This window comes from Nostoc sp. C96 (genome assembly GCF_059384975.1).
This window is the reverse complement of the sequence record NZ_CM182020.1, coordinates 1584400-1604742: the sequence shown is the minus strand read 5'-3', so window position 1 is coordinate 1604742 and position 20343 is coordinate 1584400. Positions and strand designations below refer to the sequence as shown.

General features: G+C 42.0%; 13 protein-coding genes and 2 pseudogenes. 7 read left to right on the top strand and 8 right to left on the bottom strand.

All coding sequences use genetic code 11. The features are described 5' to 3' along the window. Positions 1 to 11: 11 nt before the first annotated feature. The 3 genes from AC504W_RS06890 to AC504W_RS06880 all read right to left on the bottom strand — a co-directional run bounded on the left by AC504W_RS06890 (position 12) and on the right by AC504W_RS06880 (position 3306). The gene (locus AC504W_RS06890) at positions 12 to 734 is read right to left on the bottom strand and encodes a DevA family ABC transporter ATP-binding protein (protein WP_494876966.1); all 723 of its coding nucleotides are present in this window, start codon (positions 732 to 734) and stop codon (positions 12 to 14) included. Between the two features lie 104 nt (positions 735 to 838). Continuing rightward, positions 839 to 2017 carry an ABC transporter permease DevC gene (gene devC / locus AC504W_RS06885; protein WP_494876964.1) on the bottom strand — a complete coding sequence of 393 codons (1179 nt, stop codon included), beginning with the start codon at positions 2015 to 2017 and terminating at the stop codon, positions 839 to 841. Then, complete coding sequence (locus AC504W_RS06880) at positions 2014 to 3306, bottom strand: ABC exporter membrane fusion protein (protein WP_494876963.1); 1293 nt, start codon at positions 3304 to 3306, stop codon at positions 2014 to 2016. The genes devC and AC504W_RS06880 overlap by 4 nt, the downstream gene beginning before the upstream one ends. Before the next feature lie 177 nt (positions 3307 to 3483). On the opposite strand from AC504W_RS06880, the gene AC504W_RS06875 reads away from it, so the two are divergent. From AC504W_RS06875 to AC504W_RS06865, 3 genes are all read left to right on the top strand, one after another. Beyond that, the gene (locus AC504W_RS06875) at positions 3484 to 4416 is read left to right on the top strand and encodes a TetR/AcrR family transcriptional regulator (RefSeq protein ID WP_494876961.1); all 933 of its coding nucleotides are present in this window, start codon (positions 3484 to 3486) and stop codon (positions 4414 to 4416) included. 221 nt (positions 4417 to 4637) lie between these two features. Further along, complete coding sequence (locus AC504W_RS06870; protein ID WP_494876959.1) at positions 4638 to 6110, top strand: TldD/PmbA family protein; 1473 nt, start codon at positions 4638 to 4640, stop codon at positions 6108 to 6110. Positions 6111 to 6201: 91 nt separating this feature from the next. After that, positions 6202 to 7542, top strand: a complete 1341-nt coding sequence (locus tag AC504W_RS06865; RefSeq protein ID WP_494876957.1) for a TldD/PmbA family protein — start codon at positions 6202 to 6204, stop codon at positions 7540 to 7542. A gap of 162 nt (positions 7543 to 7704) precedes the next feature. On the opposite strand, the gene AC504W_RS06860 is transcribed toward AC504W_RS06865, so the two are convergent. Then, complete coding sequence (locus AC504W_RS06860) at positions 7705 to 8232, bottom strand: 2TM domain-containing protein (protein WP_494876955.1); 528 nt, start codon at positions 8230 to 8232, stop codon at positions 7705 to 7707. A 94-nt stretch (positions 8233 to 8326) separates the two neighbouring features. Continuing rightward, positions 8327 to 9133 carry a creatininase family protein gene (locus tag AC504W_RS06855; RefSeq protein WP_494876953.1) on the bottom strand — a complete coding sequence of 269 codons (807 nt, stop codon included), beginning with the start codon at positions 9131 to 9133 and terminating at the stop codon, positions 8327 to 8329. A 119-nt stretch (positions 9134 to 9252) separates the two neighbouring features. On the opposite strand from AC504W_RS06855, the gene AC504W_RS06850 reads away from it, so the two are divergent. After that, positions 9253 to 9960, top strand: a complete 708-nt coding sequence (locus AC504W_RS06850; RefSeq protein WP_494878599.1) for an ROK family protein — start codon at positions 9253 to 9255, stop codon at positions 9958 to 9960. A 325-nt stretch (positions 9961 to 10285) separates the two neighbouring features. Here AC504W_RS06850 and AC504W_RS06845 read toward each other — a convergent pair whose 3' ends face one another. Both AC504W_RS06845 and AC504W_RS06840 read right to left on the bottom strand, forming a co-directional pair. Next, positions 10286 to 10678, bottom strand: coding sequence for a hypothetical protein (locus tag AC504W_RS06845; protein WP_494876951.1), 393 nt, complete (start codon positions 10676 to 10678; stop codon positions 10286 to 10288). Positions 10679 to 11294: 616 nt separating this feature from the next. Then, complete coding sequence (locus AC504W_RS06840; protein WP_494876949.1) at positions 11295 to 11534, bottom strand: hypothetical protein; 240 nt, start codon at positions 11532 to 11534, stop codon at positions 11295 to 11297. A 156-nt stretch (positions 11535 to 11690) separates the two neighbouring features. On the opposite strand from AC504W_RS06840, the gene AC504W_RS06835 reads away from it, so the two are divergent. Further along, positions 11691 to 15590, top strand: a complete 3900-nt coding sequence (locus AC504W_RS06835) for a HEAT repeat domain-containing protein (protein WP_494876948.1) — start codon at positions 11691 to 11693, stop codon at positions 15588 to 15590. 129 nt (positions 15591 to 15719) lie between these two features. Here AC504W_RS06835 and AC504W_RS06830 read toward each other — a convergent pair whose 3' ends face one another. After that, a complete protein-coding gene (locus AC504W_RS06830; protein WP_494876946.1) occupies positions 15720 to 16580 on the bottom strand; it encodes an N-acetylmuramoyl-L-alanine amidase in 861 nt (286 codons plus the stop codon). A gap of 432 nt (positions 16581 to 17012) precedes the next feature. Here AC504W_RS06830 and AC504W_RS06825 point away from each other — a divergent pair. Both AC504W_RS06825 and AC504W_RS06820 read left to right on the top strand, forming a co-directional pair. Next, positions 17013 to 19871: pseudogene (locus tag AC504W_RS06825) on the top strand (phytase); the annotation flags it as partial. A gap of 219 nt (positions 19872 to 20090) precedes the next feature. Then, positions 20091 to 20183, top strand: a pseudogene (locus tag AC504W_RS06820) (glycerophosphodiester phosphodiesterase family protein); the annotation flags it as partial. Positions 20184 to 20343: the final 160 nt, after the last annotated feature.

Below are 20343 nucleotides of genomic sequence, written 5' to 3'. Positions count from 1 at the left end.
AAGATTTCATATTACTTCTCTATAGCTACAGCACTCACGCCATCTCTCACAAGATGACCATCTTCCATGTAAATAATCCGGTCGGCAATATCTAAAATACGGTTGTCGTGGGTGACAAGCAAAATTGTACAACCTTGTTCTTTGGCAAGTGATTGCATTAACTCCACGACATCGCGCCCAGATTGTTTATCAAGGGCGGCTGTTGGTTCGTCTGCCAACACTATTTTAGGCTGACTGACTAATGCACGCGCGATCGCTACCCGTTGTTTTTGTCCGCCTGAAAGGCTATCTGGATAGTAATTTAGCCGTTGTTCTAACCCAACTGCGGCTAACATAGCTTGTGAACGTGCCAGCATTTCTTGAGGTGAAATTCTTGGTTGTAATTCCAAACCCATACGCACGTTTTGAACGGCTGTTAAACTACCGTGTAAGTTATGAGCTTGGAAAATATAACCGTTGCTACGTCGTGCTTGGGTGAGTTGTTTAGCACTAGCACCACAAAGTTCTCTACCTAATACTTGTAAACTACCAGACTGGGCAGAACGTAAGCCACCTACTAAGGTTAATAATGTAGTTTTACCGGAACCAGACGGCCCGGTCATAATGATAATTTCACCTGCATTAATGGTGAGGTTGATATTAAATAAAACCTGTTTGCGGAGTTGACCTTTACCAAAGTAATGGTCAAGATTTTGAATAGATATGACAGGTTCGGAAGAATAATTAGTTTCCATAAATAAGATTTTTGATCACGCAAAGGCGCAAAGAAGATTCTCCAATTTTGTCTAAATTTATATTTTCATTACCTCCTGCCTTCTGCCTTCTGCCTCCTGCCTCCTCAAAACATATCGGCGGGGTCGGCGGATTGGAGTTTGCGAGTGGCGATCGCCCCAGAAATCATGCACATAATGATAGTTATTATTAAGACTGTTACTGCTCTGGCTGCTGTCATATATATGGGCAAATCTGTAGCGTTTCGAGTCAAGCGATAAAGTCCTAAAGGCACTGCAAATCCGGGGATAAAGCCTAATAATGCTAAGATAATTGCTTCTTCAAAAATTACACCCAACAAATATAAATTGCGATAACCCATTGCTTTAAATGTGGCGTATTCTTTGATATGGGCATTTACATCGGTAGACAGAACTTGATAGACAATAATTACACCAACAATAAATCCCATTCCCACGCCTAAACCAAAAATAAAACCGATGGGGCTTTCGCTTTTCCAATAATTTTCTTCAAATTGGACAAATTCTTCGCGGGTTAGTACTTTAACATCTTGTTTTGGCAGGTAGAGTTTTAATATTTCGGCAATTTGTTTTGAGTCATAGCCTGGTTCTGTATAAATCAAACCTAGATTGACGCTCCCCGCCAATTGTCTGGGAAAGATGCGTAAATAATTATCATCACTAGAAATTAATGTACCGTCGGCGGCAAAAGATGCACCTAATTTAAATAAGCCATCAATGGTAATGGTGCGTTTATCTACTTCTGTGGTGACGGTATTACCAGCTTCAACTTGGCTAAATACTTGATCATATTGACCTCTAGTAGCACGGTCAAAGATAAATGTATCAGGCAACTTAATTTTATCTAACTGGGCGTTGACTTCTGGTAAGTCTATGGCAGGCTCGTCAGGATTAAACCCAATTGCTTGGAGTGCAGTTGGACGGTGCGTTTGGGGATTCTTCCAGGTAACTAAACCGATATACATGGCTGCGGTTGATCTCACACCCGGTACATCAGCCGCTTGAAGCAGTCGCCGCCGTGAAAAGGTAGATAAATTGAGAGTGTTACGGCTTTGGGTACTCATCAAAATTATGTCTGCACGTAACACACGATTAAGGCGGGTGTTGCTGTCATACAATGCATTTTGAAAGCCCAGTTGCATAAAAATTAAGACATCAGCAAAGGCAATACCTGATATGGCAACCAACAGGCGGCTTTTATGATGACTTAGTTGCAGCCATCCTAGAGGTGTGCGGCGTTGTATTTCCTGAATCAATCCCATCACAACGAAATCACCGCCTTGACTTGCAAATTAGTAAATTTGGCAGCTTTTATGCTGGATGCTTCCGCTAACCGCACATGAACTTCGACTACTCTAGAATCAATATTTTCACTGGGGTCAGCGTTGATAATATCTTGGCGCTGCACTTTCCAGCCAACCCAATCGACTCTGCCGTATAACTCGCCTGGAAGAGAATTGCTGGATATCCGCACTTGTTGTTGGGGACGCACTTTGCGGACATCACTTTGATAAACTTCTACGACAGCATACATTTGGCTGGTTTGTCCAATTTCCACGATGCCTTCTTCAGACACCATCTCCCCAGAACGTGTATGAATGTCTAAGATTACACCATCTTGGGGCGATCGCACATAAGCTTGTTCTAAATTTGCCTTAGTTTGTTTAGCAGCCGCTATGGCCTTATCTACTTCTGCTTTTGCTGCTTGCACATCAATAGGACGTACCTCTGCTATTTGATTTAAGGTAGCGACAGCAGAACTAAGTTGCTCGTTACCAGTTGCATTAATCCGAGCTAGAACTGTTTTGGCTTCGTTAATTTGCTTGCGTCCGGTTTTATCAATGCGGTTGAGATCTGCTCTGGCTTCACGTAATTGTTGGGTGAGGGTATCTACAGTCAGGCGTTTGCTATCAAATAAAGACTGAGAAATTGCTCCTTCAGTATAAAGCTGTTGATAGCGGCGAAACTCGACTTGGGCATTGTTTAATTCTGCCGCTAGTTTATTGATTGTTGCTTGTTGAGCAGCTGTCTCGCCTTGCCATTGTGCCTCTAACCTAGTAACTGCTTCCCTTTGCTCTCTTTCATCGCCTAATATTTGCGCTTGAATACGAGCAATTTCAGCTTTTTGGGCTTCGATTTCGCCTTCTTTTGCACCTGCTTGCACTTTTGCTAAATTTATCTGTGCTACTTTCACCGCTTCTTGGGCTTCTTGAAAAGCTGCTTGGAGACGAGTTCGGTTATCCAAAATTGCGATCGCCTGGCCAGCATTAACTTTAAAACCTTCATTTACCAAAAGCGTTTCCACCCGACTACCTTGACTGGATGCGGGTGCTGACAATTTAATTACTTGTCCTTTTGGCTCTAGTCTGCCCAAGGCCGTTACCGTTTTGATTGTTGGTATGGTCACAGTTTTAACTGTATTAGAAGCCTGTGATTTTACGTGTAAAAATCTTGTAATTCCGGCGATCGCAAATCCTACCGCTAACACCAGCAGAATTCGTTGGCGAACGCTAGGTTTAGAGGATTCCGAACCTCTCTCTCCTACTTCAGGCACTTTCAGCCCCCTTTTAATCAGTACGTTAATTAAACTACTTAGTTTAACTGTACTGTAATTAAACTATACGGTACATTACAATCATGTCAAGACTTCTCGGTAGAATTAAAGTTTCGGACAAGTTTGATAGACTGTTGACCACTGGCTGTCAAAGACCTCAACTAGTTGATTTAGAGCATGATCAAGAAGAGGAGAGACACAGAAAAAACCAATCAAGACCGTTTACCATCAGCAGAAAAAGTTGATGCTATCTTTGCTGGTGCAATGCAAGAGTTTTTAGCACACGGTTACGCGGCGGCAACAATGGACAGGGTTACAGCCGCAGCAGGTGTATCGAAAACCACGATTTACAACTACTTCCAAGATAAAGAAAGCTTATTTACTGCTTTAATTGAGCGACTAGCCAAGGAAAATTTTCGAGAAGCGTTTAGTCCGCAAGACTCGCAATTTCTGCAAGGAGAACCTCATGTTGTACTGCGACGCATAGGAATCAATGTTGTCGAGCAGATTAATCATAGACAAGAATTGCTGAGTTTGGTGCGGCTGATTATTGGTGAGTCTGGACGTTTCCCTTTACTAGCCCAAGTTTTTATCAGCAACGTCGATAAACCCCTTTTAGAACTGCTCATTCAATATTTTGCGGCTCATCCAGAATTGCAACTGCCCGACCCAGAAGTAACTGCGCGGATTTTTCTTGGCACATTAATTCATTTCACAATTGTCCAAGAGATGCTGCATTGTCAAGAGATTTTACCAATGGAGCGCGATCGCCTCATTGATAATCTGATTAACTTAATTACCAACAACCAAATTCCTCAAACCGAAATTACAGACCAATATTCCGGTACAAAGCAGAAAACACCCAGGCGTAAACGCAATTCCTCCGGTAAATTTCAACCTGATTATGGCTCAGAACCCAAACAATTAAGGTCTATCAGACTCACAGATACAGCTTGGGAAAACTTGGCACAGTTGGCAGCTAAACATAACCTTACCCGCAGCGAAATAATCGAAATTATTACCCGTCAAGACAGTTTGGAAGCAGGGGGGCAAGGGAGCAGGGACGCGGGGGAGCAGGAGAACACAAGGCAGGAGGCAAAAGGGGATTAATATTATTGTATATACATGGAAAACCATAGGTAATAGTATGTATATACATGGATATATTGATTATATAAATCAACAACTCATCTCCCCCGCACCCTTGCCCCTCTGCTCCTCTGCCCCCCTGCCTCCTGCTTCCGTTCGCCGGCATTTGAGTAAATTTGCTAGAGTGACACTAGGATTTTTCAGTTAAATCTCTGAAATTCAGCCAGCAGACGAGGCTACCCATGCTTACAAATACCCTACTTCTCTCGAACCAACTACCGACTTTACAATACTCCTCCACAACAGAACGATTCGATGAAACGTGGGAAGCCCCCCTGGCAACCCTTTTGGGACTAGGACGCGCCGCTGGTGCTGACTTCATCGAATTTTTCTTAGAGCGTCGCAACTATATTAGTTGCTTGGCAGAAGATGATGCTATCACCAGCATTTCACCGAGTTTGGCGACAGGTGCAGGTGTGAGAGTATTTCGCGGCAAAGCTGACTGCTATGTCAGTACAAACGACCTTTCCTTTTCTGGGCTGAAAGCAGCTTTAGAAAAAGGACTTTCTATTTTAGGCTTACAATTACCCGCGCCTTATTCTTTTATCCCAGAAATCAACCTCGAATTATTGCGAGACTACGCCACAAAAAGAGGTAAAGATAGCTGGTTAGGGCTGTGTAGCTCTATCCGTGAAATGGGCGAAGTCCTTTTAGATGGTACTGCTGCTTTGACGCAAAAAGCCAACCATGTGCAATCTCGCCGCGCAACTTATTTCCGAGATTGGCAAGAGGTGTTAGTAGCTTCTAGTGATGGTACCTTTGCCCGTGACATTCGCCTCACCCAGTCGGTAGGATTTAACTTATTATCTGCCGATGGTGCCAATCGTTCTTCTATTGGGGAACGAGCAGGAAACACCAGCGATGCTAACTTCCTCAGAACTTGGGATTATACCCAAGCCGCCGAACAAATAGCTGAATCTGCTGGCAAAATGCTGTATGCAGATTATGTGGAATCGGGTAATTACCCCATCATCATGGCTAATCACTTTGGCGGGGTAATCTTTCACGAAGCCTGCGGACACCTGCTAGAAACCACCCAAATTGAGCGTAATACTACCCCTTTTGCCGACAAAAAAGGCGAAAAAATTGCCCATGAAAGTTTAACAGCTTGGGATGAAGGGCGTTCTGACAATGCCTTCGGGACAATTGATATGGATGACGAAGGTATGCCGGCACAAAGAACTTTACTCATAGAAAAAGGCATTCTCAAAAACTTCTTAGCAGATAGAGCAGGTTCTTGGCGTACCGGACATCCCAGAACAGGTAGTGGCCGCCGTCAAAATTACACTTTTGCTGCTGCCAGCCGGATGCGTAACACATATATTGCAACTGGCGAATACACCAACGAAGATTTATTTGCCTCTGTTGATAAAGGTATTTACTGTAAAAAAATGGGTGGCGGTAGTGTTGGTGCTACAGGCCAATTTAACTTTAGTGTTGATGAAGCTTACTTAATTGAAAATGGCAAAATCACTAAGCCATTAAAAGGAGCAATTTTAATTGGTGAAGCTAAGGAAATTATGAATAAAATTTCCATGTGTTCCCAAGATTTAGAATTAGCCCCAGGTTTCTGCGGTTCTGTCAGTGGCAGCATCTACACCACAGTCGGACAACCACATATCAAAGTTGATTCCATAACTGTCGGTGGTCGTTAATCATTCATATATCAAACCACAGATGTACAAAGATATCTGCGTTCATCTGCGGTTAAATTAAAATCCAAAATCTAAAATTCAAAATTCAAATATGCCAAATATCGAAGAAATCGCCAATTATGCCAAGGAAAATGCTGATAAACTTGGCATCAAGAAATTTGACATTTATGGCTCAACCATAGACGAAACTAGTGTGCAAGTAGATCAGGGTGAGCCAAAACAAGTTAAAGCTTCAAATCGCTCTGGTGTTACCGTGCGTGTTTGGAATGAGCAAAACACAATTGGCATTACTAGCACTACAGATGTAGATCCCAAAGGATTAGAATTAGCACTCAAAACTGCATACGATGCTAGTTTCTTTGGTGTCAAAGAAAATGTCCCAGATTTCAGTCCAGAGGCGACAGTTCCTATTGCTCAAACACCAAAAGATAAAGCGCCCCAAGCCCCAGTTGCTGAACTGATAGATAAATTACTGGTAGCAGAAAAAGAATTACTGTCGGCTCATCCAGCTATTAAAGGTGTACCTTACAACGGTTTAGCTCAAAGAGATATTGACAGGTTTTATCTCAACAGTGATGGTGCAGTCAGAACCGAATCTCACTCCATCGCCTCAGTTTATCTTTACAGCAAAACTGAAGAAGAGGATAAAAAGCCTCGCAGTGGTAATAGTTTTAGAATTAGCCACAGTGTTGATGAGCTTGATATTAATGGTTGCATCAAAGAAGCGGCAGACAAAACTATCAGTCACTTAAACTACGAAAAAGTCAAGTCTGGTAAATATTTAGTTGTTTTCTCGCCTGATGCTTTTTTAAGTTTATTAGGTGCTTTTTCTAATTTATTCAACGCTCAAAGCATTTTAGATAAGCAAAGTCTTTCTACTCCTGATGATTTAGGCAAAGAAATTGCTTCTCCTTTGCTTTCTGTTTATGATGATGCTCTGCACCCTGCTAATGTTGGTGCGGAAACTTTTGATGGCGAAGGTACTCCGACTCGGAAGGTAGCGTTAATTGAAAATGGTGTGTTAACGGGATTTTTACATAGTGCGGGTACAGCAAAAAGAATGAATGCTCAACCCACAGGTAATGCGAGTATTGGTGCTAAAGTTAGCGTTAGTCCCAATTTTTATCATGTATTTGCGGCGACAAACCCTGAGCAGGAATTTAGTTTAGCCACAGCAGAAAATGTAATCTTAATTGATGATTTACAAGCTTTACATGCTGGTGTGAAAGCTTTGCAAGGCTCGTTTTCTTTACCGTTTGATGGTTGGTTAATTAACAAAGGTGAGAAGACAAGTATTGAATCAGCCACAGTTGCTGGGGATTTTTTGCAAGTTCTCAAGTCTATTGTGTATTTAGAAAAAGAAGTCGAATTAACCCCAGGCGGTGTTTCTCCGAGAGTATGGGTTGAGGGACTTTCAATTACTGGGGAATAATATAGGAATAATTGCTGATTTTGGAGTATAAACTCCAAAAAAATTAGGTTTGGTGGAGGTGCATGAAAAATATTTAGTTGCGCCTCCACCAAACAATAAATTATGAAATTTTTGGAGAAGATTTCATGATGTAAAACAATTGTCGGTTTAATTTAATATTGCCTAAACCTGCAATGATTTCAGCCATTTATTGACTAGGGTATTGGCCGTTTTCATTGCTGTATTGAAGTTTTGCTTTAGCTGATGCTGGCGATGCCATTTTTGAAAAGCAATTTCATAGGCTTCACCCTTAGCATAAAAGTTATTCCAAAAGTCTAGACCAACAGTCAAGCCCCAAAATAGACAAATACCTAGTGACCAATGAATACTAGGAATAATTAGAAAAAAATTAACTAATATTAAAACACTATTGACAATGACAAAATTACCCAAACGTCTTTTAAATCTTGCGAGACGGTAAGTATCGAAAGCCTGACGTTGTTGAATTTCGCTTTGTTGCGATCGCCAGTCTGTTTCGGCTAATTGTAAAGACTCTGGTGATATATCTAACTCACCAGCGATTTCTAATAATAATTCATAAGAAAATTCCTTATCTTGGTCATCAGATTGACGGGCGATCGCCAACTGAAGAATGCGTTGGACATCTTCTTGACTATAAGAACGATTGCTATGAGGTTCAAATGGTGCCATAGTTTTTATTATTCATAAACCTTGTTAACTTTGTTTTTTAACGCGGTGTATCGCTGAGGTGGCGCTGAGTATTACTATGTCTACACTAGCAAATCTAGAGAATGCTTTTAGGTAGCCTAAAAACATAAATATCTTTGATTATTTGCACCCAACCATCAGATACAGATTCTAGGATGCGATCGCCTTTTTCTTTGGTTGCGGTTGTCGCATCACCAATCACACCACTTTTACTAATATCTTGTGTCGTCCAAGATACAGGTAATTGACCTTCCCAACTAATTAAAGTACTTTCTGGCTGTTCTGGAGGATATTCAGCCACGGCTTTTGCGAGTTTTACCTGTTCTGGTAATATCGCTAACATAATGCTAGTTTCTGCATCTCCGGCGTGCATACCGAGTTTAGCTTCTTTGGGTGTGAGCAATTCTTTGGTAATGTTAGGCGCACGCCAAGTAAACAGCGGAAATATTAAAAAGTCATCATATTTAACGTGTAAATCTCGCGCCGCCATTTGCATGATTTGCGGTTGTCCGCCGTGGGAGTTCATCAAGACGAATTTTCTAAACCCAGCGCGGTAAATACTTTCTCCCACTTCCATAATTGTGGCTGTTAGGGTTTCGGAACTGAGAGTAATTGTGCCAGGAAAGTGCCAATGTTCGTTAGATTTACCATAATAGAGAGTGGGCAAAGAGTATGCAGGGATGTTTGCATCTAGCTTAGTCAGGGCTTTTCCCAGAACACCAACACTAATCGCTGCGTCCACAATTAATGGTAAATGGGGGCCATGTTGTTCAATTGCGCCCACTGGTTGAATTATTACCACATTTTCTTTATTGGGCATATCTTGGATATCAGTCCAAGTCAGATAAGGAAAAAAGCGTTCTGGGGGAATAAAGCTGTGCATATCACTGCGATCGCGCCATCTGATTTTTAGGTGTTGTGAAGACTCTCAACACATCAGGATATTACCAGAAGCAGGGACGCATAATAGCCAAAGAACAAGTAGTCACAAGGAAGAACTTAATGGTTGATGAAAATGGTTCCATCCGCACTTTATCAGTTGATATTGGTGGTAGCGGTGTCAAAGCGATGGTTTTGGATATCACCGGAACTCCCCTGACAGAAAGGGCGAGGGTAGATACACCATCACCAGCTAAACCCGATGTGGTGATTAATGCGATCGCCGTTTTAGCCGCCGCCCAAGGTGATTTTCATCGCGTTTCTGTGGGTTTTCCTGGTGTGGTGCGCTGCGGAGTTACAGAAACAGCAGTTAACTTACATTCTGATTGGGTTGGTTTTGACTTGGCAACAGCATTGTCTCAACGTTTAAATAAGCCAGTACGGGTAATTAATGATGCAGATATGCAAGGCTTAGGTGCGATCGCCGGGAAAGGTGTAGAGTTAGTTATTACCTTGGGAACTGGCTTTGGTTCAGCTTTATTTGTTGATGGTAAACTTGTCCCAAATATGGAAATGGGACACCATCAGTTCCGCAAAGAACAAACTTATGAAGAACAATTAGGACGCGCGGCTTTACAAAAGCACGGCGAGAAAAAATGGAACAGACGCTTAGAAAAAGCGATCGCGTCTTTGCAGCATTTGTTTAATTATGATTATCTTTATATCGGTGGTGGTGAAGCTGTGAAAATAAATTTACAACTACCACTGAATGTCAAACTTGTTCCGAATGTGACAGGTCTGTTAGGTGGAATTGCTTTGTGGCGTGATTAGAAATTGTCAAAAGTCTGAATTAATTTAACCTGAGTTAGACAGACTCAAATAACCCTTTCCTTGTAGGCTAAGGTGTATACATAAGTCAAAAATTTTCATGTTGAAGCCATTCCCGCCTAAAACTAAAGTTCCAGGCTCATAGCAAAAGTCTACTGAAGTAGACTGGAAGACATTTTTGGTTGAGTCATCTTAAGATGACTTGCGCTATGAGCCTCGGAATAAATTCCGAGGCGGGACAGATGCACTTCATATTTCCTAACGGTAGGGGCGAACGGCCGTACCCTGCGGGAACGCTAAGAGCGAACGCCCCTACTTTTATTGTTTATTAAACAGTCTGTGTAGAAGCCGCTTTTGAGTCGGCGGTTGATTTTAACCGGGTAATGATGGCTTTACGAATGCGATCGCTTTTGCGTACTCCGCCTGTCATTTCGTATTCTCGGCTGTCTTTGCCATATCTCAACACCACACCACTAACCAAGCGTTCGGAAGTTTCACGAATAGTCTTTTCAAGGGTTTGTATGTTTGCTTTTGCTGTGTCAAGGGCAGTTAGCATCATATTATATTGGTCAAGCTCCTGGCGGAGTTGCCCTGTTAACTCAGTTAAATTGTTTAAACTGATGGAATCACCAAAGTCAAGGCTGGAATCAATTGATTTAAATCCGATTAATCTCTGTTCTGCTTTTTCTAGCACCGGAGAGCTTCTTTGTTTCCGTGGCATCAATAAATACTCTTTACTAAACTTCATCTTTCTAGGGTGTCTCAATAGGGCGATTTTTTGGTTCAGTAAAAATTACAAAATAAGATGTTTTTTGTAATAAGCTTAGATGACTATTTCAGTAATTTTACGACAAAAAATAATAAATCGTTCAGAACAGATTTGTGTTCTGAACAAATGAACTTATGTTCTGAACGAATAGACTTGTGTTTTGAATAAATAAACTTGTATTTTGAAAGAATAGACTTGTGTTTTGAATGAATAAACTTGTATTCTGAATGAATAGACTTGTGTTTTGAAAGAATAGACTTGTGTTTTGAACGAATAAGCTTGTGTTCTGAACTAATAATGTTTGCAACAGATACACCAACCGTGCGATCGCTCATCTTCTACGATGTACCCACAAGTCGAAAATAGGCAGTATGAAATGTATCCCGCCTAGAACTAAAGTTCCAGGCTTATAGCAAAAGTCTACTTAAGTAGACTGGAATCAATTTTTTTTTGAGTCATCTAAAGATGACTTGCGCTATAAGACTCGGAATTTATTCCGAGGCGGGACAGATGCACTCAACCCAGATTTGTGTGTACACCGTAGCTTTGCAAGGAGTAGCTGGTGATATTATTGCTCCTCAGAACGGGAATGTTTGGGTAATAAGCTCTTTTTCTGTTTTTCTTGCAAACTGCTGGCTTGTTTCAGGACTGGAATACACTGGTTAATCATCCACATTAAAACCTCAATTGGTGAGTCTCCTTGCTGAAGGCGGTTCTCGGCATTTACGCCAATTAACATTGATTGCAGAATTAGCAAGAAAGTAATTGCTTTTTGACTGACACTTTTACCAGATTTTTTAGCTGACATCTGAATTAACCTTGTTTTTGGGTTTACAAGGTCAATTATTTTTTTGGGTATTTCCCCAGACACATCCCCCACGCAACATTTATAATGCTTGTATCGTCAGGTTTTGCGGCTTGGGTAAGCTTGTTTGTTTGGGTAATTTAAAATTATTTCAGACTGATGTCAAGAAATATTCGTGCAGATGAATCAGTTTTAGAGAATGTACTCAGTCTGGTAGAAGCATTGCTGCAACTTTCAGAAGAGCAAGACTGTGAATCAAAACTTCCACTTGGCGTTGTCTGGAATGCTGAAAAGCTGCGAATTACCGGATATAAAAGCCAACAAACAAGAGGAAACAGAAGTAAAAAAACTGAAGTTGGTACAAAGAAAGACTATTTAATTAAGCAGATTAAAGATGCTGGCAAAACTTTAAAACTTCCCCCGCAAAAAGCAGAATCTAACGTTTCTCAAAAAGACAGAGAATTAGCCGAGCTTCAAACTGCACTTGACTGGTTGAAAAAGTTGGGAGTCCGAGAAGACCAAAAATCTACTAAGAGTCAAGGTTATTGGAAATTTACCCTGACACTAAAACATCAAACAGCGACGATAAAAGAGAATCTGGAGGTGGTTAAGCAGAAGTGGAAGGAATACCACCAAACGACAAATTTAAAAGAAACATCCCAGGTACAAACAACAGATAATAGCTTTGATTGGCAAGAAATCTGCGGCGCTATGCTGGAAAAGCACAAGCGTCTCACCACAAATGAGTTCCTGTTTGCTGATGATGAGATGAAATTTGAGCTAGAGGCAATTCATGTCCCTTTAGCATTGGTGGAGCGTAACAAACCGAAGAAGTGCAGCGAGGATATTTCCCCAGAACAAGGTTCGCGGCTTTATGAACCGAGTTATGAAGAGAAGCAGCGATTTGAACATGAGGCTTTTTTAGAGCAAGTTATCCGTGATGGTGTTGGTAAAACTCAAGGACACCGCATCGCTTTAATTGGGGAACCGGGTGCGGGAAAAACTACTCAGTTGCAAACTATAGCTTTTTGGATATTAAAAAAAAATCTGGGTTTACCAATTTGGATTTCTTTGGCAGACTTGCAAGGAAAGAGTGTAGAAAATTATCTGCTGCAAGATTGGCTGAAGAATGCTTTAAAAGTGGTGCGTGTAAAAGAAGAACAGGAAAACGCTTTTGTAGATTTATTCAAGAATAATTCTGTGTGGTTGTTGTTGGATGCAGCAAATGAAATGTCTTCACTCCAACCATTAACTGAGATTTCCCAGCAGTTGACGGGATGGGTAGAAGATGCGCGGGTTGTGCTGACTTGTCGGCTAAATGTTTGGGAAGCAAACGGCGGTGCTTTAGAAGAGTTTAAGACGTATCAGTTACTCAATTTTGCATATCCGCAACAAGTGCAAGAGTTTATTGGGCGTTGCTTTGACAAAAAGAATCCAGACAAAGGAAAAAGATTATGGAACGAATTAAATAAACCTGAACGTCAGCGTATCCAAGATTTAGTTAAAAATCCCTTGCGGTTAGCGCTGTTGTGTAGCACTTGGCAATACTCAGATAAAGGTTTACCGGAAACTAAAGCTGAACTTTATCAGCATTTTGTGGAAGAGTTTTATAAGTGGGAAAACCGCTTCCCTACTACCGAACAGCAGCAAGAGCAATTAAACGAAGCCTTGGCACGTTTGGCAAAACGGGCAATTGATCAAGAAACGTCACGGTTTCGGCTACGACATAAGTTTGTGCGTGAGGTATTAGATGATCCAAAACAGCAAAATTCTTTATTTTGGTTAGCGTTAAAGTTGGGATGGCTCAATGAAGTTGGACTGGCTGCGGAATTAGCAACGAAAGAGAAAGTTTACGCTTTCTACCATCCTACATTTGAGGAATATTTTGCAGCGTTGGCAGTTAAGAAGTGGAACGAGTTTCTGAATCATGTTCCCGACAACCCCGCGCTAGGCGTTTATCGCATTTTTGCCCCGCAGTGGAAAGAGGTGATTTTGCTGTGGTTGGGACGTGAGGATGTGGGGAAGGAGAAGAAGGAAGAGTTTATTCAGGTGTTGGTAGAATTTGATGATGGGTGCGGAGAATACAGAGCTATTGATAGAGTCAGAAGGGGATTTTACGAGTTTCGCGCTTATTTTCTCGCTGCTGCGGGGGTTGATGAATGGAAAAATTCTGTTAACGCAGATGCTATTGTGGCGGAGATCGTTAAATGGGATTGTGGTGAGTTTAAAGTTGAACAAAATGAGCTGGTAGAATTTCTCATACCAATCACACAGGGAGCAAAGACAGCAATACCTCAGACAAATCGCATAAAAGCGATTGATGCTTTGGTGGAATTAATCGGCAATCCACAACTGGATGATTATCCCCGAAGGCAAGTGGCATCTAGCTTAGGGGAAATTGGCTCTGGCAACCAAAAAGCGATTGATGTTTTGGTGGAGTTAATTGGCAATCCACAACTGGATGATTCTACCCAAAGGCAAGTGGCATCTAGCTTAGTGAAAATTAGCTCTGGCAACCAAAAAGCGATTAATGCTTTGGTGGAGTTAATCGGCAATCCACAACTGGATGATTCTACCCGAAGGCAAGTGGCATCTAGCTTAGGGGAAATTGACCTAGGCAACAAAAAAGTGATTGATACTTTGGTGGAGTTAATCGGCAATCTACAACTGGATGATTCTACCCGATGGCTAGCGGCATATAGCTTAGGTAAAATTGACCTAGGCAACCAAAAAGCGATTGATGCTTTGGTAAAGTTAATCGGCAATCCACAACTGGATGATTCTATCCGAAGGCAAGCGGCAGATAGCTTAGGGAAAATTGGCTCTGGCAACCAAAAAGCGATTGATGTTTTGGTGGAGTTAATCGGCAATCCGCAACTGAGTAATTATACTCTAAAACTAGCGGCATATAGCTTAGGGAAAATTGGCTCTGGCAACCAAAAAGCGATTGATGCTTTGGTAGAGTTAATCGGCAATCCACAACCGAGTAATTATACTCTAAAACTAGCGGCATATAGCTTAGGGAAAATTGGCTCTGGGAATCAAAAAGCGATTGATTCTTTTGTAGAGTTAATTGGCAAACCACAACTGGATGATGATACCCGATGGCTAGCGGCACATAGCTTAGGGGAAATTGACTGTGGCAACGAAAAAGCGATTGATGCTTTGGTAGAGTTAATCGGCAATCCACAACTAGATGATGATACTCGAAGGGACGCGGCATCTAGCTTAGGGAAAATTGGCTCTGGGAATCAAAAAGCGATTGATTCTTTGGTAGATTTAATCGGCAATCCACAACTGGATTATAATACCCGAAGACAAGCGGCAGAAAGCTTAGGGCAAATTGGCTCTGGCAACGAAAAAGCGATTGATGCTTTGGTAGAGTTAATCGGCAATCCACAACTGGATTATTCTATCCAAAGGCAAGTGGCATATAGCTTAAGGCAAATTGGCTCTAGAAACCAAAAAGTGATTGATGTTTTGGTGGAGTTAATCGGCAAATCACAACTGAATGATTATACCCAATGGCTAGCGGCATATAACTTAGGGCAAATTGGCTTTGGCAACCAAAAAGTGATTGATGCTTTAATAAAGTTAATCTGCAAACCACAACTAGATGATGATACCCGAAGAATTGCGGCATCTAGCTTATGGCAAATTGACCCTGGCAACCAAAAAGCAATTGATTCTTTGGTAGAGTTAATCGGAAAACCACAACTGGATTATTCTACCCGAAGGCAAGTGACAGAAAGCTTAGGAAAAATTGACTCTGGAAACCAAAAAGCGATTGATGCTTTGGTGAAGTTAATCAGCAAACCACAACTGGATGATTTTACCCAAAGGCTAGCGGCATTTAGCTTAGAGCAAATTATGTTAGAGGAACAGATGCCGAATGTTGTCAGCCTGTTGAAGGGATACTTATCACCTGAAACTTACAAAAATGACTTTAAGCAATTTGATAATTGCTACAAATTGATCTGGAAGTGCGCCCAAAGTATGCCCTACCCAGCTTTTTATCAAGCTTGGCATCAACAAGAGAAAGTGAAAGATGGAGAGTAGGAAAGAAAAACCTAACCCCCAACCCCTTCCCTACAAGGGAAGGGGAGTAAGACTCAAAGCCTCTCTCCTTGTAGGAGAGAGGTTTGGAGAGAGGTCAAAATGTACTGCACCCAACCAAGAAATGCTATATTATGACCTCTGCGCTCGATAAACTGGACTGATTTGACGATAAGTATTAAGTAAAGTCAGGAATTGATCAAAATCAAAACTTACTGGGTCAATTTTTTGACCAGAACGGTCAACTTGCTGATGGGTAGTGATGCGGTCTTCGGGAATTTGACTTTGAGCAATTAACCAAGCTAAAGAATGATATTGTTCTTCGGTATAACCGCTATGAGCTTTAATATAATTATCACCCCGGCCATCGGGTGGGGTTTCTAAAGAAACATGATAGGCAAAATTATTCACAGATGGCGATAAATTAGGATTAGTCTGGACAGTTTCAACGCCATTAAAGCTTTCAAATACTGAGTTAGCTGCCCCAAAAGCTCGCTTTTCTGGTGGTACTAAATAAACAACTGTGCCATCTAGTTTAATTAATGTATGATAACTTGCTTGGACACTTTCATCTTCATGGGGTGTCTGAAAAAAATTAATTGCACTATCGGCGGAATAACCAGTTTCATGTATGACGATAATTGGTTGATTGGTGAGTTTTACACCATTAATGTCTTGAGTATAGCGATCGCCATAATTACTTGGATCTACCGCAGCGATTTGATATCTCGGCTGATATCTCGCAAAAGCTTCTGTAGTTCTATATCTGCCAAGGTGTTGCTTGGGAGTAACTGAAGATTTGCTGGGTTGATTTTTAGAGGATTGCAATTGTGTTTGGGGATATTCACTCCAATTGCTAGTAATCTCTTGATTTGATGGCGTGATTGGATGCGTTTTTAATTGGTTAAGTTTGCCAATCAAGAGTGCCACACTCAAAGCCGTGAACATTAGAGAAATTAATAGCACCCTGGTTGCCCAGTCTCTAAAACTCATGTTTGCAGATTTCAGAATACAGCTAGTACAACAAGGCAAAAGTAAAAAGTGAGCCAGTGCGGTGGACGGGTTTCCCGGCATAAAGCAACTGGCAAACTCGCAAGAGGCAAAAGGCAAAAGAAAGAATAGTTATCCCCCAAGCCTTTTAGCAATTCCAGATGGTCTGTTTATTTCCGCCGTACTGTACTAGAAATAATCTTAATCGAAACGAGAGTTTAACTCCTGCCTTGTTTAATTAACCTTTTGCTAGACATTCCTTAACCTAGCTGGGATAGCCTGAAGCACTGAATCTAACAGTTATTTCATGGTGCGATCGCCAAGCTGTAAAGTACATCTTTGCAGTTTATATTGTCTTGCCAAATTTGCGTAGACGCGAAGCGGCTTGCCAGAGGCATCGCTTTCTCCTATTCTGCTTTATCCACACCCAAAAATATGCAAGCTGGTAAAACTATCACCAACGTCGGATTTTCAGGACAGCAAATTTTGGCTACAGGCCTTATTCCCTCTGATGTAGCCGGAATCGTCAATGGTACACCAACTCAAGTGGATAGTTTGTCTGGATTCAACCAAATTCTCACTTTGGATGCAGATTTAATTCCCACCGTTGCGCCGACTGTTGAAACTAACCCTGCTTTATTGGATGATGACATCCAAAATGCGGATGCAGATGACCCAGCTATTTATGTCAACGCCACCAATTCTGCCGACAGCTTGGTATTAACCTCAGTGAAAAATGGCGGGTTGCGAGTTTACAACTTGTCTGGGGAATTGTTGCAAACATTCAATCCGGGGGACATCCGCTACAACAATATTGATTTGCAATATGGCTTTAAGTTGGGTAATAACACAATTGATATTGCCGTAGCCAGCGATCGCGAAAATGATAAATTAGCAATCTTCAAAATTAATCCCAACCCCACAACTCCCGGTGCATATTTAGAAGATATTACTGATAGCAGCATCAGTACTATCTTCCAAGCAGCGCCCTTTAACCCGCCTTACTCATCTTCATCACGCAGTGCTTACGGTTTGGCACTATACCGCAGCCCCCAAACTAATGATTACTACGCCTTTGTTAGCCGTCGCCAAACCGGAGACGTAGCCCAGTTGAAATTAATCGACAAAGGTAACGGCCAAATTGGTGCTGAACTAGTGCGGGAATTTACCATTCCTACCACAGCAGGGCGATCGCCCCAAACTGAAGGGATGGTAGTTGACCAAGAAACAGGCTATCTCTACATTGGTCAAGAAGATGTCGGTATTTGGAAATTTGACGCAGAACCTTACGGTAGTAATACAGGTACACTGATTGATCGTGTCCGGGCTTTGGGCGGTAGTAATCTCACCGATGATGTGGAAGGATTAACTATTTACTATGGTAGCGATGGTCAAGGCTATCTGTTAGCTTCTAGCCAAGGCGATAACACCTTTGTGGCTTACAACCGTGCAGGTAATAACCAATATATAGGTAGCTTTGCTGTCGGGAATAACGGGTCAATTGATAGCGTACAAGAGTCTGATGGCGCAGATGTGATAAATGTGCCTTTAGGTGCTAACTTCCCCTCTGGTGTATTCATTACCCAAGACGGTTCTAATGAACCAGGAGTAATTGCTGATGGGGAGAATATCAGCAGTAACTTTAAATTTGTTCCTTGGGAAAACATCGCCAACGCCTTCCCCGATGCTTTAACCATCGACACCACTAGTTACAATCCCCGCAACCCCGATACTTCCCAGTTTGTCCCCAGAGTCACCCTCGAAGGCTTTGCTTCACTTCCTGCTGATACCTTCGCTGAGGGGCCAAGGTCTGGTAGTGCAATCACCGGAACCAACGGACGGAATGTCCCCTTCGCCGCCCAACCAGTACAAGGTTTTAGTGGTGTGCAAGTTGCGGATGATAATTCCTTCTACTTTTTATCTGACAACGGTTTTGGTAGTCAAAGTAACAGCGCAGACTACCTGTTGCGGATTTATCGCGCTGATCCGAGTTTCCGGGGTGCAGAACCGGGTGGGAATGGTAGCGTAAATATCTTAGACTTTATTCAGCTATCTGACCCAGATAATAAAGTTCCTTTCCAGATTGTGAATGAAAACACCAGTCAACGCCTTCTCACTGGTGCAGATTTCGATGTTGAATCTTTTGTAATTGCGGAAGATGGCACTTTCTGGGTTGGTGATGAGTTTGGCCCTTACTTACTGCACTTTGATGCAACGGGCAAACTGTTAGATGCACCCATTCCCACACCCAACATCACCGATCTCAATACTTTAAATGGTCAAGCACCAATTGTAATTGGACACCGAGGCGCAAGCGGCGAACGACCAGAACACACCCTTGGTTCTTATATGCGGGCGATAGAACAAGGTGCAGACTTTATCGAACCCGATGTTGTGGTAACAAAAGATGGTGTATTGATTGCCCGTCACGAACCAAATATCATTGCCACTACCAATGTTTTAGATCATCCAGAATTTGCCGATCGCCGGAGAACTAAAATTGTTGATGGTAACTCAGAGGATGGCTTCTTTGTTGAAGATTTTACCCTAGCGGAAATCAAAACCCTCCGCGCTATTGAACGTTTGCCAGGTATCAGAGGAACCAGATTCGACAACTTGTATGAGATTCCTACCTTGCAAGAAATCATTGATTTGGTGAAGCAGGTAGAAAGAGATACAGGTAAGAAAATCGGCATTTATCCCGAAACCAAACATCCCACCTACTTTGCATCAGTTGGTACACGTTTGGATGGCACACCAATTCATCAAGATATCAGTCAAAAATTAGTTGATTTGTTGGTTGCCAATAATTTTACTGATCCATCAAGAGTATTTATTCAATCTTTTGAGGTTGGTAATCTCAGGCAACTCAATGATGTGATTTTACCTGCGGCTGGGATTGATTTACCGTTAATCCAGTTATTAGATGCGATTGATACCAGACTTGACGGTTCGCTGATTGAGTATCAACCTTTTGACTTCCAAGTTAGTGGCGATTCTCGTACTTACGGCGATTTAAGAACACCCGAAGGTTTGCGAGAAATTGCTACCTACGCCGAAGGAATTGGCCCTTGGAAACGGATGATTGTATCGGTTCGCGGTGTTGATGCTAACGGCGATGGTCAAGCTGATGATGTCAACGGCGATGGTGTAGTCAACGACGCAGATAAAACCTTAACAGCCCCAACTTCTTTAGTGAGTGATGCCCATACTGCTGGCTTATTAGTGCATCCTTATACATTCCGCAACGAAGGGCTTTATCTCGCATCCGACTACAACGGTGATCCCCAAGCGGAATTCCGCCAGTTTATCAATTTGGGTGTTGATGGTTACTTTACCGATTTCCCTGGTACTGGTGATTTTGTCCGTGACCAGTTAACCGGAGAGTTTGTCCGATCTCCCCAAAATCCCGATGTCCGCAACCTGCAAGAGTTTAATACTTTAAGTGGTAATGCACCGTTAGTTATTGGACACCGTGGCGCGAGTGGTTCCCGCCCCGAACATACCTTAGAATCTTATCGATTAGCGATCGCTTTAGGTGCAGATTTCATCGAACCAGACTTAGTAGTTACCAAAGATGGCTATTTAGTCGCGCGTCATGAACCTAACATCATTGCCACTACCGATGTCTTAAATCATCCAGAGTTTGCTAATCGCCGCACCACAAAAGTTGTTGATGGTGTAGCGGAGAATGGCTTCTTTGTCGAAGATTTTACCCTAGCAGAACTGAAAACCCTCAATGCGATTGAACGTTTGCCGCAACTGC

Bases quoted from the DNA above. Each gene is read 5' to 3' on its own strand.
- AC504W_RS06890 (WP_494876966.1), bottom strand. From the start codon at position 734: ATGGAAACTAATTATTCTTCCGAACCTGTCATATCTATTCAAAATCTT.
- AC504W_RS06875 (WP_494876961.1), top strand. From the start codon at position 3,484: ATGATCAAGAAGAGGAGAGACACAGAAAAAACCAATCAAGACCGTTTA.
- AC504W_RS06870 (WP_494876959.1), top strand. From the start codon at position 4,638: ATGCTTACAAATACCCTACTTCTCTCGAACCAACTACCGACTTTACAA.
- AC504W_RS06865 (WP_494876957.1), top strand. From the start codon at position 6,202: ATGCCAAATATCGAAGAAATCGCCAATTATGCCAAGGAAAATGCTGAT.
- AC504W_RS06860 (WP_494876955.1), bottom strand. From the start codon at position 8,232: ATGGCACCATTTGAACCTCATAGCAATCGTTCTTATAGTCAAGAAGAT.
- AC504W_RS06855 (WP_494876953.1), bottom strand. From the start codon at position 9,133: ATGCACAGCTTTATTCCCCCAGAACGCTTTTTTCCTTATCTGACTTGG.
- AC504W_RS06850 (WP_494878599.1), top strand. From the start codon at position 9,253: ATGGTTGATGAAAATGGTTCCATCCGCACTTTATCAGTTGATATTGGT.
- AC504W_RS06845 (WP_494876951.1), bottom strand. From the start codon at position 10,678: ATGCCACGGAAACAAAGAAGCTCTCCGGTGCTAGAAAAAGCAGAACAG.
- AC504W_RS06840 (WP_494876949.1), bottom strand. From the start codon at position 11,534: ATGTCAGCTAAAAAATCTGGTAAAAGTGTCAGTCAAAAAGCAATTACT.
- AC504W_RS06835 (WP_494876948.1), top strand. From the start codon at position 11,691: ATGTCAAGAAATATTCGTGCAGATGAATCAGTTTTAGAGAATGTACTC.
- AC504W_RS06830 (WP_494876946.1), bottom strand. From the start codon at position 16,580: ATGAGTTTTAGAGACTGGGCAACCAGGGTGCTATTAATTTCTCTAATG.